Annotated in this window: 10 protein-coding genes; 6 read left to right on the top strand and 4 right to left on the bottom strand. The window is 68.4% G+C overall.

Features of this window, described 5'->3' with window-relative positions:
• Window positions 1–50: 50 nt before the first annotated feature.
• From ABE543_RS08660 to ABE543_RS08650, 3 genes are all read left to right on the top strand, one after another.
• On the top strand, window positions 51–440 hold the full coding sequence (locus tag ABE543_RS08660) for an I78 family peptidase inhibitor (protein WP_053515984.1): 390 nt from the start codon (window positions 51–53) through the stop codon (window positions 438–440).
• 174 nt (window positions 441–614) lie between these two features.
• A complete protein-coding gene (gene gltB / locus ABE543_RS08655; protein WP_346475587.1) occupies window positions 615–5,069 on the top strand; it encodes a glutamate synthase large subunit in 4,455 nt (1,484 codons plus the stop codon).
• 95 nt (window positions 5,070–5,164) lie between these two features.
• A complete protein-coding gene (locus ABE543_RS08650) occupies window positions 5,165–6,610 on the top strand; it encodes an FAD-dependent oxidoreductase (protein WP_065182099.1) in 1,446 nt (481 codons plus the stop codon).
• On the opposite strand, the gene ABE543_RS08645 is transcribed toward ABE543_RS08650, so the two are convergent.
• Window positions 6,596–8,929 (bottom strand): ATP-binding protein, encoded by a 2,334-nt coding sequence (locus ABE543_RS08645; RefSeq protein WP_346475586.1) that lies wholly within the window; start codon window positions 8,927–8,929, stop codon window positions 6,596–6,598. The genes ABE543_RS08650 and ABE543_RS08645 overlap by 15 nt on opposite strands.
• Before the next feature lie 287 nt (window positions 8,930–9,216).
• On the opposite strand from ABE543_RS08645, the gene ABE543_RS08640 reads away from it, so the two are divergent.
• A complete protein-coding gene (locus ABE543_RS08640; RefSeq protein WP_065182100.1) occupies window positions 9,217–10,092 on the top strand; it encodes a methylglyoxal synthase in 876 nt (291 codons plus the stop codon).
• 92 nt (window positions 10,093–10,184) lie between these two features.
• Here ABE543_RS08640 and adhP read toward each other — a convergent pair whose 3' ends face one another.
• The 3 genes from adhP to ABE543_RS08625 all read right to left on the bottom strand — a co-directional run bounded on the left by adhP (window position 10,185) and on the right by ABE543_RS08625 (window position 12,958).
• On the bottom strand, window positions 10,185–11,213 hold the full coding sequence (gene adhP / locus ABE543_RS08635) for an alcohol dehydrogenase AdhP (protein ID WP_053515992.1): 1,029 nt from the start codon (window positions 11,211–11,213) through the stop codon (window positions 10,185–10,187).
• Between the two features lie 94 nt (window positions 11,214–11,307).
• Window positions 11,308–11,946 carry a bifunctional 4-hydroxy-2-oxoglutarate aldolase/2-dehydro-3-deoxy-phosphogluconate aldolase gene (gene eda / locus ABE543_RS08630; RefSeq protein ID WP_065174105.1) on the bottom strand — a complete coding sequence of 213 codons (639 nt, stop codon included), beginning with the start codon at window positions 11,944–11,946 and terminating at the stop codon, window positions 11,308–11,310.
• The gene (locus ABE543_RS08625) at window positions 11,933–12,958 is read right to left on the bottom strand and encodes a sugar kinase (protein WP_231108641.1); all 1,026 of its coding nucleotides are present in this window, start codon (window positions 12,956–12,958) and stop codon (window positions 11,933–11,935) included. The genes eda and ABE543_RS08625 overlap by 14 nt, the downstream gene beginning before the upstream one ends.
• A 279-nt stretch (window positions 12,959–13,237) precedes the next feature.
• Between ABE543_RS08625 and ABE543_RS08620 the strand changes: the two genes are divergently transcribed.
• On the top strand, window positions 13,238–16,003 hold the full coding sequence (locus ABE543_RS08620) for a TonB-dependent receptor (RefSeq protein WP_065182101.1): 2,766 nt from the start codon (window positions 13,238–13,240) through the stop codon (window positions 16,001–16,003).
• A gap of 137 nt (window positions 16,004–16,140) precedes the next feature.
• Window positions 16,141–19,941, top strand: a complete 3,801-nt coding sequence (locus ABE543_RS08615) for a LamG-like jellyroll fold domain-containing protein (RefSeq protein WP_346475585.1) — start codon at window positions 16,141–16,143, stop codon at window positions 19,939–19,941.
• Window positions 19,942–19,956 lie beyond the last annotated feature (15 nt).

Genomic DNA, 19,956 nt, shown 5'->3' with positions numbered 1-19,956 from the left:
GATGGGTTCGCGGCTATGCTCCGGCTTTCACAGTCCCTTCCGGAGTCATGATGTCGTTCCCGATTCGCGCCCGTTCGCTCTCCGCCCTGCTGCTGCCGGCCGTGCTGGCCTTGTCCGCCTGCCAGGCGCCGGCGCTGGATGAACAGGATTCGGCCACGGCCCACGCCCAGCAGGCCGCCGAAGCCGCCAAGGCACCGGCCGATGAAGCCGGCAAGGCCACCGAGGCACCGCCGGTGGGCACCTGCGACGCCAGCCAGGTACAGAGCCTGGTCGGCCAGGCCTACACCGATGCGCTGGGCAAGCAGGCCCAGGAAGATGCCGGTGCTCAGCAGGTGCGCGTGCTGCACCCCAATGACGCGACCACGATGGAGTTCCTGGGCGACCGCCTGAACATCGAAGTGGACGCCAAGGACGTGGTCAGCGGCGTCCGCTGCGGCTGATCCCGGCCCGCGCCGGCGGATCACCGCCGGCGCTTTCCGTTGCACCTGCAACCGTGTATTGCGGCGTTGCAGCAACCTGTGCTTTATTCGAGGCATCCGGTGGCCTCACGATGCGCTCCAGGGATTGGGCGGGCTTGAGTGTCCCCGCTCATTTCATTCCGCATCGAGGTAGAGATGGCCCCCCGCAACCGCCAAGGGCTTTACGACCCGCGCTCCGAGCGCGATGCCTGTGGATTCGGCATGGTCGCGCAGCTCGACGACCAGCCGTCGCGCCTGCTGGTGGATACCGCCATCGCCGCGCTTTCGCGGATGACCCATCGTGGTGGCGTCGCCGCTGACGGGCTCACCGGTGATGGCTGCGGGCTGCTGCTGCGTCGCCCCGATGCATTCCTGAAACTGCTGGCCGGCGAAGCGGGCATCACCGTGGCCACCCGCTTCGCGGCGGGCCTGGTGTTCCTTCCGCACGACGCCGACGCCGCGCAGGCCTGCCGGACGCAGCTGCAGGTGCAGCTTGAAGCGGTGGGCTGCCGCGTGGCGGGCTGGCGCGAGGTTCCCATCGACGACAGTGTCTGCGGCCAGCTCGCGCGCGATACGCTGCCGCGCATCGAGCAGGTGTTCGTCGATGCCGGTGTCGGCCAGGACGGCACCGGCTTCGCCCTGGCGCTGTACCTCGCACGCCGTCGCAGCGAACAGCAGCTGCGCGACCATGGCGATTTCTACGTCACCACGCTCACCCCGGATGCGATCAGCTACAAGGGCATGGTCCTGCCGGACAAGCTCAGCCGCTTCTATCCGGACCTGCAGCGGCGCGAGCTGGCCTCCAGCGCGATCGTGTTCCACCAGCGCTTCTCCACCAACACGCTGCCGCGCTGGCCGCTGGCGCATCCGTTCCGCCTGCTCGCGCACAACGGCGAGATCAACACCATCGAGGGCAACCGTCGCTGGGCGCAGGCGCGCAGCAAGGTGTGGAAGACACCGCGCTTCGACATCGCCGAGTTCGATCCGGTGATCTCCATGCATGGTTCGGACTCGCAGAGCCTGGACAACATGCTGGAACTGATGGTCGCCGGCGGCATGGAATTGATCCAGGCGCTGCGCATCCTGGTGCCACCGGCGACGCAGTCGCTGGAGTTCAAGGATCCGGATCTGGCCGCGTTCTACGAGTTCCATGGCCTCAACAGCGAGCCCTGGGACGGCCCGGCCGGCATCGTCGCCTGCGACAGCCGCTATGCGGTGTGTACGCTGGACCGCAACGGCCTGCGCCCGGCGCGCTGGATGCTGACCGCCGACCGCCACTTCCTGGTCGCCTCCGAAGCGGGCGTGTGGGAAGTGCCGACCGAGCGCGTGGTACGCAAGGGCAAGCTCGGCCCCGGTGAAATGGTGGCCATCGATCTCAAGCGCGGCGACCTGCTCGATTCGGACGCGGTGGACCGCATCAACCGCGGCCGCGCACCGTACAAGCAGTGGCTGCAGCAGGGCGTGACCTACCTGCAGACCGAACTGATCGATCCTTCGCTGGTGGAGGAGCCCTTCGACGAGGGCACCCTGCGCAGTTACCACAAGCTGTACCAGCTCAGCAGCGAGGAGGTGGAGCAGGTGCTGCGGCCGCTGGCCGAGACCGAGCAGGAAGCCACCGGCTCGATGGGCGATGACACGCCGATGGCGGTACTGAGCCAGCGCAGCCGGCCGCTGTACGACTACTTCCGGCAGGCATTCGCGCAGGTCACCAATCCGCCGATCGATCCGCTGCGCGAAGACTGCGCCATGTCCCTGTCCACCCAGCTCGGCAAGGAGACCAACATCTTCCATGCCGGCCCGGAGACGGTGAACCACGTCATCCTCAACTCGCCGGTACTCAGCCAACGCAAGCTGCGCCAGCTGCTGAAGATGGACCAGTACCTGCAGGCCAACCGCCTGCTCGACCTGTCCTACAGCGAGGAAGAAGGGCTGCGCAACGGCATCGAGCGCATCTGTGCGGAGGCCGAACGCGCCGCACGCGAAGGCATGGTGATGCTGCTGCTGTCCGACCGCTATCCGGTGGCCGGGCGACCGATGGTGCACGCCCTGCTGGCCACCAGTGCGGTGCATCATCACCTCTCGCGGCTGGGGCTGCGCTGCGACGTCAACCTGATCGTCGAGACCGGCACTGCGCGCGACCCGCACCATATGGCCTGCCTGCTCGGCTTCGGGGCCACCGCGGTGTACCCGTATCTTGCCTACCAGACCCTGTTCGACCTCGGCCGGCGCGGCATCCTCAAGCTCAGCAAGGGCGGTGAGCAGTCGCAGATCGGCCGCCGCTACCGCAAGGGTGTCTACAAGGGCCTGTCGAAGATCATCTCGAAGATGGGCATCTGTACCGTGGCCAGCTACCGCGGCGCGCAGCTGTTCGAGATCATCGGCCTGGAGCCGGAAGTGGTTGCGCTGTGCTTCCCCGACACCGCCTCGCGCATCGGCGGCGCCGGTTTCGCGCGGCTGGATGCCGATGCGCGCGAACTGTGCGCGCAGGCTTGGGATGCACAGCAGGATGTCGATGTCGGCGGCCTGCTGAAGTACGTGCACGGCGGCGAGTACCACATGTACAACCCGGACGTGGTCACCACCCTGCAGCGCGCGGCGCGCAGTGGTGATGCCCGCGCCTGGCAGCAGTACTGCGATGCCGTGCATGCCCGGCCGCCATCGGCGTTGCGCGACCTGCTGCAGCTGGTGCCGGCGGCGACCCCCACGCCGCTGGACGAGGTGGCGCCGGCCAGCGAACTGTTCCCGCGCTTTGACACCGCCGCGATCAGCCTCGGCGCGCTGTCGCCGGAAGCGCATGAGGCACTGGCCATCGCGATGAACCGCCTCGGCGGCCGCAGCAATTCCGGCGAAGGTGGCGAAGATCCGGCCCGCTACGGCACCCCACGGCGCAGCAAGATCAAGCAGGTGGCGTCGGGTCGCTTCGGTGTCACCGCCGAGTATCTGGTCAATGCCGAGGTGCTGCAGATCAAGGTCGCGCAGGGCGCCAAGCCCGGCGAAGGCGGCCAGCTGCCGGGGCACAAGGTCAACGAGCTGATCGCCCGCCTGCGCTACGCGCGGCCGGGCATCGGCCTGATCTCGCCGCCACCGCACCACGACATCTACTCCATCGAGGACCTGGCGCAGCTGATCTACGATCTCAAGCAGGTCAACCCGACCGCGCTGGTATCGGTGAAGCTGGTCAGCCATGCCGGCGTCGGCACCATCGCCGCCGGCGTGGTCAAGGCCGGCGCGGACCTGATCACCATCTCCGGCCACGACGGCGGCACCGGTGCCTCGCCGGTCAGCTCGATCCGCTACGCCGGTGTGCCGTGGGAACTGGGCGTGGCCGAAGCGCACCAGGCGCTGCTGGCCAACGACCTGCGCGGGCGCACCCTGCTGCAGACCGATGGTGGCCTGAAGACCGGCCTGGACGTGGTCAAGGCCGCGCTGCTGGGTGCGGACAGCTTCGGCTTCGGCACCGCGCCGATGATCGTGCTGGGCTGCAAGTACCTGCGCATCTGCCACCTCAACAACTGCGCCACCGGCGTGGCCACCCAGGACGAACGCCTGCGCGAGAACCACTTCACCGGCCAGCCCGAGCGCGTGGAGAATTTCTTCCGCCTGCTGGCCGAGGAAGTGCGTGGCTGGCTGTCGTACCTGGGCGCGCGTTCGCTGGAGGAGATCGTCGGCCGCACCGACCTGCTGCGGCAGATCGAGGCCGCACCGCGCGACGGCGTGCGCGTGGACCTGTCGCGCCTGCTGGCAGATGCGCGCTACGAAGGCAGCCATTGCGCGGCGCAGCGGCTGTACGAATCGCCGGACAGCCTGGCCACGCAGATGGATGGCCTGCTGGCGGACGCGATCAAACAGCGCAGGGGGGGCGAACATCGCTTCCTGATCCACAACACCGACCGCAGCATCGGCACCCGCCTGGCCGGCGCGGTGGCGCGCGCGCACGGCAACCAGGGCATGGCCGACGCCCCCCTGGAGCTTCGCTTCCGTGGCAGCGCCGGACAGAGCTTCGGCGCCTTCAATGTCGGCGGCCTGCATCTGGAAGTGGAGGGCGAAGCCAACGACTACGTCGGCAAAGGCATGGCCGGCGGCCGCCTGGTGGTACGTCCGCCGCGCGGCGCGCGGTTCGAGGCGCGCAGCACTGCGATCATCGGCAACACCTGCCTGTATGGCGCCACCGGTGGCGAGCTTTTCGCCGCCGGACGTGCCGGCGAGCGCTTCGCGGTCCGCAATTCCGGTGCGCTCGCGGTCGTGGAAGGCGCCGGCGATCATTGCTGCGAGTACATGACCGACGGCGTGGTGCTGGTGCTGGGCAAGGTCGGCCTGAACTTCGGTGCCGGCTTCACCGGGGGGCTGGCCTACGTGCTGGATGTGGACCGCGACTTCGTGGACCGTTACAACCACGAGCTGATCGACATCCATCGCGTATCCGCCGAAGGCTTCGAGAACTACCGCCAGCACCTGCACCGCCTGATCGGCCGCCATCGCGAACTGACCGGCAGCATCTGGGCGCAGCAGATCCTGGACGAGTTCCGCGATTACATCGGCAAGTTCTGGCTGGTCAAACCGAAGGCCGCCAGCATCGAATCGCTGACCGAGACCCTTCGACGCGCGGCGTAAGCGCCTCCGGCGCGCCGCCCGCAACCGGCGCGCGCCTGCTCCCTCACCGCAGTAGTGCCGGCCTCTGGCCGGCCATCGAAATCACAGAGCCCGCCATGAGCCGCAAGCACGCCTTCCAGTTCCTCGATCTGCCCCGCACCATGCCGCAGCGCATTCCGGTTGAACTGCGCACCTCCGGCGACTGGGGCGAGCTGTACGGAAAGTTCGGCAAGGAGGATGCGCAGTACCAGGCCGGGCGCTGCCTGGACTGCGGCAACCCTTACTGCAGCTGGAAATGCCCGGTACACAACGCCATTCCACAGTGGCTGCAGCTGGTGCAGGAGAACCGCATCCACGAGGCCGCCACGCTGTGCCACAGCACCAACCCGCTGCCGGAAGTGTGCGGCCGGGTCTGCCCGCAGGATCGCCTGTGCGAAGGCAGCTGCACCCTGGAGGAATTCGGTGCGGTGACCATCGGTGCGGTGGAGAAGTACATCGTCGATACCGCACTCGCCAGTGGCTGGCGTCCGGACCTGGGTGCCGTGCAGCCCACCGGCCACAGCGTGGCGGTGATCGGTGCCGGTCCGGCGGGTCTGGCCTGTGCCGATCGCCTGGCCCGGGCCGGCATCACCGCCGTGGTGTACGACCGCTACGAGCAGATCGGCGGCCTGCTGCAGTTCGGCATCCCCAGCTTCAAGCTGGACAAGGACGTCATCCATCGTCGCCGCGAGGTGCTCGAAGGGATGGGCGTGCAGTTCCGCCTGGGCGTGGAGATCGGCCGCGACATCAGCGTGCAGCAGCTGCTGGACAGCCACGACGCGGTGTTCGTCGGCACCGGGGCCTACCGCTACACCGACGGCGGCCTGCCGGGCCAGGACCTGAAGGGGGTGCTGCCGGCCCTGCCGTTCCTGGTGCAGAACAGCCGCATCGTCGGCGGCGATGACCCGCAGGGTCGACCGATCGCCGGCTGGGAGGACCAGATCGCCCTGCCCGACCTCAACGGCAAGCGCGTGGTCGTGCTCGGCGGCGGCGACACCGGCATGGACTGCGTGCGCAGCGCGGTGCGGCTCGGCGCGGCCAAGGTCACCTGCGCGTACCGTCGCGACGAGGCCAACATGCCCGGCAGCGCGCGTGAAGTCGCCAATGCGCGCGAGGAAGGCGTGCGCTTCCTGTTCAACCGGCAGCCGCTGTCGATCGAGGCCGGCGCCGACGACGAAGCGATCGGCGTGACCGTGGTTGAAACCCGGTTGGGTGAGGCCGACGCCCAGGGACGCCGCAACGCGGTGCCGATCGAGGGCAGCGAGTCGCTGCTGGAGGCGGACGTGGTCATCATCGCCTTCGGTTTCGCGCCGAGCGTTCCGGCCTGGCTGGCCGAACACGGTGTGCAGGGCCAGGCGAACGGTCGCATCGTTGCCGGCGGCAAGGACCGGCTGCCCTTCCAGACCGCGCATCCGCGCCTGTTCGCCGGCGGTGATGCGGTACGCGGCGCCGACCTGGTGGTAACCGCTGTGGCTGAAGGCCGCGACGCCGCTGCCAGCATCGTCCGTCTACTGTCCAACTGAGCCGGGTTCCATTGCCGGCAGTACGTCGGCCAGCGTCGCGCGCAACCCCTGGGTGTCGACCGGCTTGGCCAGGAACCGGTCGATGCCGGCGGCACGACAGGCCTCGCGCGTGCTCTCCAGCACGCTGGCCGTCAGCGCGATGATCGGCACCCGTGCACGCGAAGGGCAGGGGTCTTCGCGGATCGCACGCGCCAGCGCGAACCCGTCCATGCCGGGCATGTGGCAATCGGTAACGACAACATCGAAGCCCTGCGCCCGCCATGCCGCCAGCGCCTGCAGGCCATCGGCAGTGGCGTGCACCCGCAGGCCCAGCTCGCGCAGCCGCTGCACCAGCAGTTGCAGGTTGGTCGGGTGGTCCTCGGCCACCAGCACCCGTGCCGCAGGCAGTCGCGCGACCACCTCGGCCATGGCCGGCACCGCCTCCAGTGGCGCCAGGCAGCTGGCGAACTCCAGGTCGAACCAGATGCGCGTGCCCTTGCCCGGCGAGCTTTGCAGCTGCAGCTCGCCGCCCATCGAGGCCACCAGGTCCCGGCAGATGGCCAGGCCCAGGCCGCTGCCGCCGAACCGGCGCCCCGTCGACGGCTCGGCCTGGATGTAATCGGCGAACACGGCCTGCTGCCGCTCGGGACTGATGCCTACGCCACTGTCGCTCACCTGCAGGCGCAGGCATTGTCCTGCCGCCTGCGTCCGCAGCACCCGCAGCCGCAGTTCCACACCTCCGTGCAGGGTGAACTTCAGTGCGTTGCCCACCAGGTTGAACAGGACCTGGCGCACGCGCAGGCCATCGGCCAGCAGCCACCGCTGCAGCGCAGGATCAAGCACGCACCGCAGGTGCAACGCACGGCTGGCCGCCATCGGTGCCAGCAGCTGCTGCACGGCCGTGGCCAGCGCACCCATGTCGGTGGCACGCAGCTGCAACGGCAGCGCCTGCAACCGATGACTGTCGAGCACATCATCGAGAATCTGCCGCAGCATCTGCGCGGCCACATCGACGGTGGACAGGACCTGCCGCTGGCACGGGTCCAGGGGGCTGTCCGCCAGGCATTCGAGCATGCCCAGCAGCGTGCTCATCGGTGTGCGGATCTGGTGGCTCATGGTGGCCAGGAAGTGCGTCTTCGCCGCTGCAGTCTCTTCGGCCTGATGGCGTGCCCCGGCCAGGGCACGGGTGCGTGCCTGCGCCTGGCTGACGTCCATCCAGTAGCCACTCCACTCGATGTCGTCGCTCTCGCCCGGCAACGGCCTGCCATGCGAACGGATCCAGCGCCAGCCATGGGGACCCAGCGTGCGGAAGGTGATGTCGATCGGCGCACGGGCCCGCGCTGCGGCTTCCAGATGATCCAGCACCGGCTTGCGATCGTCGACATGCACCGCCGCCATGAGCCGGCGATGGTCCAGCCGCACACTGTCCAGACTCATGCCGAACAGCGACTGCACGTCGCCGGCGACCAGCGGCAGGCTGTAGTCGCCCTCGCCGCTGCGGCGCGCCCGGTAGACCACCGCAGGCAGGTTGGCGGTCACTTCCTGCAGTCGCTGTTCCAGCGCGCGGCGCTGGCTGCTTTCGCGATGCAGCCTCCAGTAGCCGAAGGCATACACCAGGATCAGCGCCAGCGCGACCAGCAGCACCGGCACCAGCCAGCGCAACGGCGACCGTGCGGGCGGCGCGCGCGCTCCGCTGGGCGCCCACGTCGCACGGAGCGCGTCGCGCTGCGCGTCGTCCAGTTCCTGCAGCACGGTGTCGAAGGCGGCGACGGTGGCCGCACAGGTCGGCGCAGCCGCCAGCACCCAGGCATCATCGAAGCCGGCCGGCGCGGCGATCACCAGGGCATCGCTGCCGGGCCTGCGCAATGCGGCTTCCACTTCGGCCAACGTGGCAACTACCGCGTCGACCTGGCCGATGGCCAGCAGCTGCAGCGCATGATCGAGCGCGTCGACCTGCAGCAGCCATGCGCCCGGCGCCTGCTCACGCAGGTGGGCCGCCAGTGGCACCGTGTCGAGGCTGGCGACGCGGCGGCCGCGCAGACCGCCCAGTCCCTGCAGTGGCGTGTCGTTGCGACGGCGCACGATCACCTGTGACAGCTGCAGGTAGGGCCTGCTCACGACCCAGCCGTCGGGCACCTGCTCGCGCGGCCATCCCAGCACGGCCTGGGTACCGGCCGGCAGCGCCCCGACCGCGCCGGCCGCGGCGGGAAGCGGATGTGGACGCAGCGCGATCTGCTCGCCCAGCCGCCGCAGGTAGTCGGCAACCAGGCCGCCGGGCTGGCCCTGCGCGCTGAAGGACAGTGGCGGGCGGTCACTGGGCCAGGCCACGACCAGGGGCATGTCGCACCCGTCGGCCCGCGTGATCATGGGCCACAGCAACAGGGCAGGCAGCACGATGCGGGATCGCAGCCACGGGCGGGAGCGTGCAATGGATGCGGCCGCAGGGCCGGCAGCATTCACGATGGGCATCCTCGAATCGCAGGCGGAGACGACGGCCGCGCAGCGGTACCGCTCTGCCTGCCACGCTAGCGACGCACGGCACAGCAACAATGAGGAAAGTTGCAAAGCGCGCAGAATTGGCCATTCGCGACATAAACTGCCGCTTCTACCAGCCCACGGAGCGTTCGATGCGTATCGGCCTGGCCGCCAACCGGCTCCACCACCAGGATGCGCGCGCCGCCCTGTTCCGCTGGCTGCGTGCCTGCGAACCGGGCCTGCGCGAACTGGGCATCACGCTGCACGCTGTCGGCCGCACCCATGATGCGATCGGGCGCCACGGCTTCCTCGACGGCTATGCCGGCCTCCATCGCTATCCCTACGGCCGCGAGGGCGGGCTGATGAAGCTGGTCGCGGAGGTGGTCGGCATGGGCCCGCAGCGCACGCTCGACGGTGCCATCTATCTGATCGATCCGGTCGATCCGTCCTCGGTGTTTCCCGAAGCGACCGCGCTCAAGCGGCAGTGCGTGATCCACGGCAAACCTTTCATTTCCACGGTAGCCACCGCACGCGACTGGATCGAGGTGGAGCGCGTGCACGCCGGCCTGCAGGCCGACGCCGGTGCCGACGATCTGCACGCCTTCGGTACCCAGACCCTGGCACTGATCGCGCATGATGCGATGAAGGCGGCGATGCTCGCCTTCGCCGACGAGCACTTCGACGTGCTGGCACGCTTCGGCGAGCGGGTGGCGACCGGGACCACCGGTCAGCGCCTCAACGAGCTGGCATGGAGCCGCGGCTGGCCCAGCGACACGCCCTGGGTGACGCGCTACCAGAGCGGACCGATGGGCGGCGATGCGCAGATCGCCGACCGCGTGCTGGAGGGCCGTTGCCAGCGCGCCATCTTCTTCGAGGACCCGCACGTGGCACGCCAGCACGAGGCAGACATCCAGCTGCTGGAACGCGCGGTGACCACGGTGACCGACCAGGCGGTGTGCATCACGGCTCCGGTGGTGGCGGCGCGCTGGGCGACGGCTGCCGCCCGGCGCGCTGGGTCACAGCGCTGACCACCTGCGCAGCTACGCCGGGCGCGCATCGATCGGCATGACCGCCGCACCCGTGGGAGAGGGTGCCGGGCCGCGGCGGCCATGCACGGGTGTCAGGCGGCCATGTCCAGTACCACGCGCCCGTCGATGGTGCCCGCGCGCATGCGGGCGAACACCTCGTTGATGTTTTCCAGGCGGTCGGTGCTGACCGTGGCCGCGACCTTGCCCTCGGCGGCGAACTGCAGCGACTCCTGCAGATCCAGCCGCGTGCCGACGATCGAACCGCGCACCGTCACGCCATTGAGGACCATGCCGAAGATGTCCAGTGGGAAGTTGCCCGGTGGCAGTCCGTTGAGCGAGACCGTGCCGCCCCGCCGGACCATGCCCAGCGCCTGCTCGAAGGCCTTGGGCGATACCGCGGTGACCAGCGCGCCGTGTGCGCCACCGATCTCCTTCTTCAGGAATGCTGCCGGATCGGTCGTGCGCGCGTTGACCGTGACCTGCGCGCCCAGCCGCCGCGCGAGTGCCAGCTTGCTGTCCTCCACGTCGATGGCAGCCACGTTCAGGCCCATCGCACGCGCGTACTGCACCGCCATGTGGCCCAGGCCACCGATGCCGGAGATCGCCACCCAGTCACCGGGCTTCGTGTCCGTCACCTTCAGGCCCTTGTAGACCGTCACGCCGGCGCACAGCACCGGCGCGATCTCGACGAAGCCCACCTCCTTCGGAAGCAGGCCGACATAGTTGGCATCGGCCAGTGCGAACTCGGCGAAGCCGCCGTTGACCGAGTAGCCGGTGTTGCGCTGCGTCTCGCACAGCGTTTCCCAGCCGCCCAGGCAGTGTTCGCAATGGCCACACGCCGAGTACAACCAGGGGATGCCGACCCTGTCGCCTTCCTTGACATGCCCGACCCCGCCGCCCACGGCCACGATGTGCCCCACGCCCTCGTGGCCGGGGATGAACGGCGGGTCCGGTTTCACCGGCCAGTCGCCCTCGGCGGCGTGCAGGTCGGTGTGGCAGACACCGCAGGCTTCGATCCTGACCAGCACCTCGCCCGCCCCCGGGCGTGGTACCGGAACTTCCTCGATGACCAGTGGGCTGCCGAACTCGCGAACGACAGCGGCCTTCATGGTTCTGTTCATGGGTTTTCCTCCGTCGTGCGCTTGCAGACAGAGTGACGCCGGCACGAGGCCGGCGCTTTGATCCCGATCAAATCCTGGAAGATTGCCTGCCGGTTCAGCCCGCCAGCACGGACGCCTCGCGTGCCAGGCGTTCGATCGCGCCCCAGTCGCGGGTCTGCAGCAAGGCCGCCGTGGTCAGCCATGAACCGCCCACGCACAGCACGTTCGGCAGGTGCAGGAACTGCGCCGCGGTCTGGGCACTGATGCCACCGGTCGGGCAGAAGCGCACGTCGGCGAAGGGGCCGTGCCAGGCCGCCAGCAGTGCCGCGCCGCCGGCCTGCACCGCGGGGAAGAACTTGAAGGTATCCAGGCCATGCTCGAGGCCAAGGATCAGCTCGGACCCCGTGGCCACGCCCGGCAGATACGGCAGGTCGGCATCGCGCGCGGCCGCGTACAGCGTCGGCGTTGCGCCCGGCGACACCGCGAAGCGCGCACCTGCGGCCCTGGCCGCCTCCATCTGCGCGGGCGTCAGCACCGTTCCGGCCCCCACCACCGCGTCGGGTACGGCCTCGACCATTGCCCGGATGGCATCCATCGCACGGGGTGTGCGCAGGGTGACCTCGATCACCGGCAGACCGCCCCGGAACAGCGCCTGCGCCACCTGCACGGCATCGTCGACATCATCGGGGGTGAACACCGGAATCACCGGTGCCAGTTTCAGTACCGCGCGAACGCGCGGATCAGCGCCGGACATCGAATCGCTCCTCGCCCATCTGGGCCAGCACGTCAGCTTCGCTGACAGGATTGAAATCGCCGGGGATGGAATGCTTCAGTCCGCCGGCAGCCAGGCCGAAACGCACGGTGGCGTCGGCATCGAAGCCTGACAGGATGCCATGCAGGATGCCTGCCGCGAAGGCATCGCCGCCGCCGATGCGATCGATGATGCCGGTCAGCTGCCGCACGGGCGCCTGCGCACGCACGCCCTCGCGGCCCAGCAGCAGGGCGCCCAGCACATGATGGTCCACGCTCAGCGCCTGCCGTTGCGTGCATGCCAGCCATTGCAGCCGCGGGAACGCGGCGAATGCCGCCGCTGCGGCAGCGTCCACGCGCTCCACGGCGCCGGCCTGGGTAAAGCGCTGGCCCAGGATCACTTCGATATCGCGGTAGTCGGCGAACACGATGTCAGCCTGGTCGAACAGGGCATGCAGGATCGCCTGCGCGTCGCCGCCCCAGCGCTGCCACAGCGTGGGCCGGAAATTGCCGTCGAAGGAAACGCGCACGCCACTGGCACGCGCGGCGCATGCCGCCGCCAGCGTCGCCTCGGCCACCTGCGGCCCCAGCGCAGGGCTGACGCCGGACAGGTGCAGCCAGTCCGCGCCCTGCAGCAGCGCCGGCCAGTCATGATCGGCTGCAGTGCTGCGCGCGAAGGCCGAATCGGCCCGGTCGTACACCACCTCGCTGGCACGTTGCACCGCTCCGGTGGTGAGGAAGTACAGGCCCATGCGACCGTCCGCCACCTCGCGCACCGCCCGCGTATCGACGCCATGGCGGCGCAGTTCACCCAGTGCGTGCGCCCCCAGGGCATTGCCGGGCACCGTGCTGACCATGGCCACGTCATGTCCGAATCGGGACAGCGAGACACCCACGTTTGCTTCCGCCCCGCCCACGTGCACCTGCAGCTGCGGCGACTGCAGCAGCAGCTCGCGACCGGGCGCGCCGAGCCGCAGCAGCAGTTCCCCGAAACATACGATACGCCCCATCTCCACTCCTCCCCGCTTGCCGCCAGCATGTGAAACTGCACGGCGTGAATGTGTACCACGCGTCGGCGCGGCGTTTGGCCATCGGTGTCATTCTAGCCTTCCGATGCGCCCCACGCACCCGTAGGAACTGACGGAAGCATTGTCCTGCAAGCCTCTTGGAGACATTTCAGATCTGTTGCGGTGCAAGATGCCGGATCCGGGACGTGCTGCTAACGTCCGCCCTGACCAGCGGTGTCATCACGCTGAAACAGCCGCAGCACCAGACCTTTGGGAGAGGGGAAAGGCATGCAGTCTCGGAACCACCAAAAAAAGACACCGGTTACCTTGCTCGCTATGGCCGTCGGACTGGCCCTGGCGGCCAATGCGACCGCCCAGCAGCAGAGCAGCGCCGCCGGCGCCACGGACCTGGATACGGTAACCGTCACCGGCTACCGCGCCAGCGTGGAGAAGGCGCTGGACATCAAGCGTGGCGAGGCCGGCGTGGTCGACGCCATCGTCGCCGAGGACATCGGCAAGTTCCCGGATCTGAACCTGGCCGAGTCGTTGCAGCGCATCCCGGGTGTGGTCATCACCCGCGAGGCCGGCGAGGGCCGCAACATCTCGGTGCGCGGCCTCGGCCCGGATTTCACCCGCGTGCGCATCAACGGCATGGAGGCGCTGACCACCGTCGGCGCCGGTGATCAGAGCGGTGGTACCAACCGCGGCCGTGGCTTCGACTTCAATGTCTTCGCCTCCGACCTGTTCTCGCAGCTGGTGGTGCGCAAGACCGCTTCGGCCGATGTCGAAGAAGGTTCGCTGGGCGCCACCGTCGATCTGCGCACGGCGAGGCCGTTCGACTATGACGGCTTCACCTTCGCCGCCAGCGGCCAGGCCGGCTACAACGCGATGGCGGAGAAGGCCGACCCGCGCATGGCCGCGCTGGTGTCGAACATCTTCGCCGACGGTACGTTCGGCGCCCTGCTGTCGGTGGCCTACTCCGAGCGCCAGGCGCTGGAGGAGGGCTCCAACACGGGCCGCTGGGCCAACGGCCCGAGCAACGGCAACTTCAGTGCCTCGTCCCCGTTCACCGCCGCGCGCAGTGCCGACGTCTACCACCCGCGCTTCCCGCGCTACGTGCAGATGGAACATGAGCAGAAGCGCCTGGGCGTGACCGGTACGCTGCAGTGGAAGCCCAGCGACGCGACCGAGATCTCGCTGGACGCGCTGTACTCGAAAATCGATGCCACCCGCGACGAGCACTACATCGAGGCGATTTCCTTCAGCCGCGGTGCCAACACCAGCCAGCCACGCCTGGCCGGCAAGCCGTCGATGATCGTCAGGAACGGCGTCATCGAGAACAACGCGCTGGTCTACGGCGAGTTCGACAACGTCGACATCCGCAGCGAGAACCGCCACGACGAGTGGAGCACCGAGTTCAAGCAGATCAGCCTCAACGGCCAGCACCGCTTCAGCGACGACTTCACCCTGTCCGGCAAGCTGGGGGTCTCGCGGTCCCGGCATGAGAACCCGGTGCAGACCACCATCATCATGGACAAGTACGACGTCGACGGCTACAGCTACGACTACCGGGGCAACAACCGCTCGCCGATCCTCAACTACGGCATCGATCCCACCGATCCCAACGGCTGGGAACTGGCGGAGATCCGCCTGCGACCGCAGTACGTGGACAATGATTTCGATACCGGCCAGATCGACTTCAACTGGAACATCAGCCCCGGCTTCCGCCTCAAGGGTGGCGTGCTGGCCAAGGATTACACGTTCAAGACCACCGAACTGCGCCGTGGCAGCGAGCTGGCCGTGCCCACCTTCGCCGATGGCAGCAGGATCGTTCCGGTGGACATGACCACGCAGGCCGGCCTGAAGGGCATCAGCGGCAATCCCTCGAACTGGGTGGTGCCGGATCTGGACGCCGTCGCCGATCAGTTCGACATCTACAGCAACAGCGGCATCTACGCCGTCGCACCGCGCGCCAACAACGTGCGCAGCGTGGAAGAGAAGGATCGCGGTGCCTACCTGATGGGTGAGTTCTCCACCGAGATCGGCTCGCTGCCGCTGTCCGGCAACGTCGGCGTACGCTATGTGCGCACCAAGCAGTCCTCCACCGGGCTGTCGACGCTGGCCAGTGGCACCACGTCCACCACCGCCACCCGCACCTACGACGACACCCTGCCCTCGTTCAACCTGGTTGCCGAAGTCACCCCCGATTTCCTGATCCGCCTGGGTGCGGCCAAGGTGATGACCCGACCCGGCCTGGGCAGCCTGACGCCGGGTGCCACTGTGGCCGTGGCCGGTGGCGCACGCACCATCTCCAGCGGCAACCCCAACCTGGATCCGACCCGCGCGACCAATGTCGATCTGAGTTTCGAGTGGTACTTCGCCGAAGGCGCCATGGCCGGCCTTGGCCTGTTCTACAAGGACATCGAAACCTCCGTACAGACGCTGCGCGAGAATCGGCCGTACACCGACAGCGGCCTGCCTGCCGAACTGCTGATCGGCACCGGCGCATCGCCGACCGATGAGTTCACCTTCACCCGTCCGGTCAACACCCCGGGTGGCGAGCTGTTCGGCGCAGAAGCGAACTACACCCAGCCCTTCACCTTCCTGCCGGGCAAGTGGGCCAACCTCGGTCTGCAGCTGAACTACACCTGGGTGGATTCGAAGATCCAGTACATCAACTCGGCCGGTCAGCCGGTGATGAAGAACGATCTGCTGGGCCTGTCCAACACCTCGTGGAACGCGACCCTGTTCTACGAAGGCACCACCTTCTCCGGGCGCATCTCGGCCACCAACCGCGACGACTACCTGACTCAGGTGCCGGGCCAGGAAACCGGCTTCAATCTGGACGGTTACCACGGCATGACCGGTACCACGGTCATCGATGCGTCGATCCGTTACCGGATCAGTGACCAGCTGGAACTGAGCCTGGAAGGCGTGAACCTGACCAACGAAGCGTCCGATGAGTGGGTGTATTCGCCCGCGACCGGCCGCCTGCCGTTGCAGTACACCGAGACCGGCCGCCAGTTCCTGCTCGGCGTGCGCTACAAGTTCTGAGCAGCGCCGGCGATGCGCCGACCGGTGCATCGCCGTTCGCCACGACCGCTGCTGCGCCGCAAGGTGCCGTGGCGGCGTGGCCTTGCTACGGTCCGGCGGCCCTACGCCGGCTGTCGCCCGTTGAAAGGAAACATCTGATGCCGCATCGCTCGACCCTGTCCCGCTGCCTGCTGCTGGCAGTGGCCCTGGCTGCTGGCCCTGCGACAGCTGCCGATGGCCCAACCCTGCTGTTCCACGTCGACGCCAACCAGGGCCTGCAGGCTGCCGTGGCGCACGGCGAGGCGATACCGAACTTCCGCGACAGGGTGGCGGTGGTCGATGACGGTGTACGCGGCAAGGCCATCCAATGGCAGGACGATGGCGTCCTGGCGTGGGATGCGCCGGGCAACATCCTGGCCCAGCGCGGCACCCTGGCCTTCGATTGGCGGGCGCGGTACGCGGTGGGCGAAGCCCCGTTCGTGATCTTCCGCGTCGGCTATGCCGATCACAGCAGCTGGGACATGGCGTGGCTGCGCATCGACTGGAACGGCCACGGTTTCGATGCGTTCGTCACCGATGCCAATCTTGCCCGCACCCGCGTCTCGTTCCGCATGGACACGCCGCCACGCGCGGACCAGTGGCTGCACCTGGCCTTCGCCTGGGACGAGGACCAGGGTGTACGCCTGTTCATCGACGGACGCGAAGTGGACCGCGCGCAGACCACCGGCGACTACGATGCCGCGCTGGACCAGCTCGGCCTGGCCGGTCGGGTGATGGCACCGTACCAGGTACAGAGCCGTTACAACTTCCTGCGCGGCAGCGATTTCCAGCACATCCGCATCTATGACCGCATGCTGGATGCACCGGCCGTGGCGGCGCTGGCCCGTGGGGTCACGCCCACCACCGCCGAGGTTCCCGAGGCAGGCCTGCGTGCCTGGCGCCATCGCTTCGGCTGGGACGGCACCGCACCACCGGCGCTGACCGCGCCGACCACCCGCATCCGCAAGGTCGAATTCGCCGACACCCGCGACCTGAAGGCGTGGATGTGGAAGGCCACCGACGGCATCGCCGAGACCACATGGCCCGGCGTCTACAACCGCTCGCGGCTGCCCGGACGCAACGACTACTTCCAGCTGCCGGACTGGAACACCTACGTGGAGGGTGGAAAGCACCTGGACCTGACGCTGCCGGACGGCGAGACGGTCAACCGCATCGAGATCCGCGGCGCGGCCTTCGGCACGCTGGCACATGGCAGCGACGCCGCGCACGCCACCCGCACCCTGTTCACCCGCCCGCGCGGCGTGGTGCGCAGCGTCGATCCGATCCCGTCCCTCAGCGGCGGCGTGCTGCGCTTCAGCAACGTCGAGCAGGAAACGCCGATCCAGGAAATCTGGGCCTACGCCGTGAGCGAGGGCAGCGAGCCGGACGGCACGGTCAAGCAGACCTACACGATCGACAGCCAGGCGCTGCCTGACTACACCAATCTGGATGCCCTGCGCCGCTACATCGACGGTCGCTACCCCGAGGCCGAACGCAGCACGGTGATGGCGCTGCCCAAGGGGGCCGGCTCACGCCGCCGCGATGCCGGTACCCTGCCCGCGCAGCCGCGCCCGATCGTGCACGTGCTCATTCCTTCCGGGGTAGGCGATGCGCCGCCCGACCAGCCGCTGATCCGCAGCTGGGCCTACAGCTGGGAGAACATGCACGACGGCCTGGACGGCGTTGCCATCGATCTTCCCGCGCTGGATCTGGCGGCCACGCATGAAGGCCTGATTCCGCTCAACATCCGCATCAAGGACCCGATCTGGCCGGCGCGCGACATGATCGACGTGTCGGTCTCGGTGCAGCCGGGACAGAAGCGCACCCTGTGGCTGGACCTGCGCGACCGCATCCTCACCCCTGACAGCCTGTGGTTGAGCATCGCCTCGGCCGCCCCCGGCTTCGATGCCCGGGCGCTCGATGGCGCGCAGATCCGGCTGGTGTTCAAGCCGCGCGCCGAAGCGCTGAAGGAGCACGTGGCCGACCGCTTCAACCAGGTGCGCGACAACTGGGGATTCCTGGTGGAGGAGCACACCACCTCCAAGCGACAGCGCCTGTATGCGCGCGTCTACGCCGATCTGAGCGACCTGCTGCGGGTCGATCCGGACCACGCACTGGGGCGGCAGTACTGGAACTACATCAGCTACAACAGCCAGGGCCGGCCGCCCTACTCCGCACCGGCGGTGCCCGCCGGTGTGCCGGCCTGGGCCTTCCATCAGGTGCAGGACCTCGCACAGGTGCGTCGCTTCGTCGACTGGTGGATCGACCATCGCCAGGTGCCCTACGGCGACTTCGGCGGCGGCATCTCCGATGATTCCGATCTCACCCAGCAGTGGCCGGGCCTGGCGCTGATGGGCGTGCAGCCGGACCGCCTCAATGCCTCGCTCACCGCCCTGTCCGATGCGGTGTATCGCAATGGCATGTTCAGCAACGGCCTGAGCACCATCGAAACCGATGAGCTGCATGCCTACGAAGAGGGCATCAACACCAACAGCGCGATGCTGTACCTCAACTGGGGTGATCCGCTGACGCTGGAACGGCTGATGGAGACGGTCAAGGCATTCGACGAGCGGATCATCCTGCCCAATCCGCAGGGACACCTGCTGTTCTCCAGCAACTGGTTCGGCGGCAACAGGATCTACCGCGAACCGAACTGGCAATGGCAGAAGCCTTATTCGTTCCCGGTGCTGCACCCCGCGTTCCTGCTGGGCCAGTACAACGCCGATCCGACCGGGCGCCGGCTGGTGACCGGCCTGGCCGACAGCTACCTCGCCCATGCCGGCACGGACGCGAAAGGACGCTTCACCCTGCCCAACGAGATCCACTGGGCCACCGGCGCCACCCGCGGCGGTGAACTCAACGACGGTTCCGGCGGCGGCGACACGCTGCATACCTTCTGGGCCGCCTGGCGCTGGACCGGCGATGCGAAGTACCTGCAGGCGCTGGACTATCGCGTGGCACGCGGGGGACCGGGCGCGCTGGCCAATCTCGGCGAGAACATCGTCGAGGTGCTGGGACGTCAGCAGGACTGGTATCCGCAGCTGACTGCCGAAGCCGACGCCGGAAAGACCGGTTTCGCCAGCCTGATGGCCTGGCAGGCCAGTGGTGACCTGAAGTACATCGATGCACTGCATGCCGAAGGACTGCAGGCAAAGGTGCTGCGGGCCTACATGAACACCGAGGGCCACTGGTGGTCCGATCGCGTGGAAGCACCCAGCGAGTTCCTGCAGCGCGCCCGGCTGGGGGGCATCGCGCTCAAGCGCAACCAGAGCTGGCCCGGGCATACGGTCAGCTGGCGCTTCGATCGCGACGGTGCCGCCGAACAGGTTGCACTGCTGGTGCATGCGCCCTCGCGCGAGCGCTTCACCATCACCAGCCACAATCTGGGTAACCGCACCATCAGTGCCGACATGACCGGCTGGAACGTTGCCAGCGGCACGTGGCGCATCCGTGCCGGCGTGGATGCCGATGGAGATGGACGCATCGATGGCACGCCGACGGAGCGCACGGTGCGGCTGGAAACCAGCCGCGCGGTGCCGATGCAGTTCCGTCCCGGGCGCACGGAACTGTTCGAGTTCGAGCGCGTCGTCGCCGGCAGCCCGGTGGAAACACGCGCCGACCTGGGCGTCGGCCGCGGTGATGTGCAGGTGGACGGCCAGCGTGTGCGGGTGACCGTGCACAGCCTGGGCCACGTGGCCACCGGCGCGGGCGTGGCGATCCTGGAAGACACCACGGGCCGTGAGATCGCGCGTGCCGATGTGCCCGCGATGGCGGCACCCGATGACCTGGAACCGAAGACCACCCACGTGACACTGATGATCCCCGCCGGTCATCAGGGTGGCCTGCGCGTGCGCGTCGCCCTCGCTGACGGTGGCGAGGAAGTGACCCTGCTCAACAACGTCGTGGACGTGCAGCGTTGAACGGCGCGGCCGGCG

The organism is Stenotrophomonas sp. TWI169 (assembly GCF_039674705.1).
GTDB lineage: Bacteria > Pseudomonadota > Gammaproteobacteria > Xanthomonadales > Xanthomonadaceae > Stenotrophomonas > Stenotrophomonas maltophilia_P.
The sequence above is the reverse complement of the archived record's forward strand: the minus strand, read 5'-3'. Positions and strand labels throughout refer to the sequence as shown.